This is a genomic window from Nitrosomonas oligotropha (assembly GCF_900106555.1).
Classification (GTDB): Bacteria; Pseudomonadota; Gammaproteobacteria; order Burkholderiales; family Nitrosomonadaceae; genus Nitrosomonas; species Nitrosomonas oligotropha_A.
This window is the reverse complement of the sequence record NZ_FNOE01000072.1, coordinates 1-2,096: the sequence shown is the minus strand read 5'-3', so window position 1 is coordinate 2,096 and position 2,096 is coordinate 1. Positions and strand designations below refer to the sequence as shown.

Annotated in this window: 2 protein-coding genes; both read left to right on the top strand. The window is 39.2% G+C overall.

Features of this window, described 5'->3' with window-relative positions:
- Positions 1-510: 510 nt before the first annotated feature.
- Positions 511-777, top strand: coding sequence for a hypothetical protein (locus tag BLU57_RS15600; RefSeq protein ID WP_090322929.1), 267 nt, complete (start codon positions 511-513; stop codon positions 775-777).
- A gap of 111 nt (positions 778-888) precedes the next feature.
- Positions 889-1,794 carry a protein rep gene (locus BLU57_RS15595; RefSeq protein WP_143027017.1) on the top strand — a complete coding sequence of 302 codons (906 nt, stop codon included), beginning with the start codon at positions 889-891 and terminating at the stop codon, positions 1,792-1,794.
- Positions 1,795-2,096 lie beyond the last annotated feature (302 nt).

Genomic DNA, 2,096 nt, shown 5'->3' with positions numbered 1-2,096 from the left:
TTTTAGATTTTTCATTTATTTTATAACCTATTGTTATTTAAAAAGCATCGATCAAATTCATACTCACTAATACTATTTATGTATTCTCTTTTTTTGAGTTTGTATCCCCGCTTAAGCAACAGGCTTAGTGTTGTTTTAACCTTTCTTTTTTGTTTAGCAGGAAAAGGAATTGGTTTGCAGTTCCTAACTTAACTCAATAACCACAATATAATTATTGTTATTGAATACGTGTGTGTTTGTGTCTGTGTTTTTGTACGTCTTTTTATTCAGAAGCGCGTGTGCTGCAGAGGGCGCGGGCGAAGCTGCGCCCTGCTGCGCGGAGCGCCTTGGTACTTTTCCTGCTAAAAGTCAAAGCGGTTTTTAGAAAAAATTCATCATAAAACCATTATACATCAATAGGTTAACGCATTCAAGACTAAAATTATTATGCTGTTTTTTTTGCTGTATTGCGGTCTATTTATTAATGTAGTAGTATTTCATTACACCAACTACACCAATGAGATTTTAATTATGGCATTTACTAAGCCCCGTGTGACTATCAGCTTCTCTGATGAGCAGTACAACGTTTTGAAGCAGGTTAGTCTTTTAAGTGGTAGTCCTATTTCCAAGATTATTTCTAACTTGGTCGAATTGTCTCTTCCTATGTTACAAAATCAAATCAAGACTCTTCAGCGAGTTCAGAACGAACAACAGCAGCATAAGCAGCGTATTACTCAGATCTTTGAATCTTCGACTTTGAACGGGGTAGCAACTTCTGGCAAAGGCGGCCGGAAATAAGCCCCTAATATACTTGATACATAGAACTAAAGCGGTAGCGTCAATACTGGAGCGGGTTGCAGAGGTTTAAAGAAGGCAAAAAACGGGAGTTTTTAACTTATGGATTCAGGGATGAAAAATCCCCTTACAACTGATAGCTTGGCGGCGGAAGTTAGTAAGGGGACGGTAGGCTACAAAGGAATGCCGGAGAAATTGAAACGGTATTCAACTGCACGCCTTCGAGCATTGGAGATGCAAGAATACTGTATTGTTCAACAAGATGTCAAAATGTCGAACAAATTAGCGAATTGCGCTAATTACTTGGTATTTCGTCACTATTTCAGAATTGATGAGGTTAGGCTTCACGCTGCCCAGTTCTGCAAAAAACATCTTCTTTGTCCTATGTGTGCCATTCGGCGTGGTGCAAAGATGCTTAAGGCATATCTTGAAAAATATCAGCTTGTCATTGCTGAGCGGCCAAGCCTTACACCTTACCTGGTCACCTTAACCGTTAAGAACGGTCTTGACCTGGACGAACGAGTTAACCATTTGCGGCAATCAATGAAGAAAATGACTGAATCAAGGCGGAATGCTTTGAAAGGTCTTATTTCCTCTAACGAGTTTTCAAAGTCAGCTGGTGGCTTTCATTCCGTCGAAGTAACTAACCGGGGTAACGGCTGGCATCCACACGTTCATATGATCTGGTTATGTTCTGAAAAGCCAAATCAGTTTTTACTTTCCAAAGAGTGGCAAGCAATAACTGGCGATTCTTACATTGTTGATGTGCGGCCGCTTCATGATCCAATTGAAGGCTTCCTTGAGGTCTGCAAGTACGCTTTGAAGTTTTCCGATCTTTCACTATCTGACAATTATCATGCTTTTAAGGTAATGGCTGGAATGCGTTTAATCGATTCACACGGCATTTTGAGAGGTGTTGTGATACCTGATAGCCTTTTAGATGAAATAATCGATTCTGAACCGTATGTAGAGCTTTTCTACCAGTATTTGAACGGCCTTTACCGTCAGACTAGTAGCTGATCTCAAAAGGGGGCCCCGAGGCTTTGCCAAAGGCAAAACGTAGGGGTTCCTGAGTCAGCGTCAACGGGTCTTTGTTGGCTACTCTTTTTTCCTCCCTTTATTATTAATACCGCTCCCATTGCTTAACAGTTTTTGATCTTTTTGTATCTCCCAGTTGAGATTCAATTCCAACCCAAAACCAAGACATTTTAGTTTTAACAACATATTTTTTAGATTTTTCATTTATTTTATAACCTATTGTTATTTAAAAAGCATCGATCAAATTCATACTCACTAATACTATTTATGTATTCTCTTTTTTT

Bases quoted from the DNA above. Each gene is read 5' to 3' on its own strand.
- BLU57_RS15600 (WP_090322929.1), top strand. From the start codon at position 511: ATGGCATTTACTAAGCCCCGTGTGACTATCAGCTTCTCTGATGAGCAG.
- BLU57_RS15595 (WP_143027017.1), top strand. From the start codon at position 889: ATGAAAAATCCCCTTACAACTGATAGCTTGGCGGCGGAAGTTAGTAAG.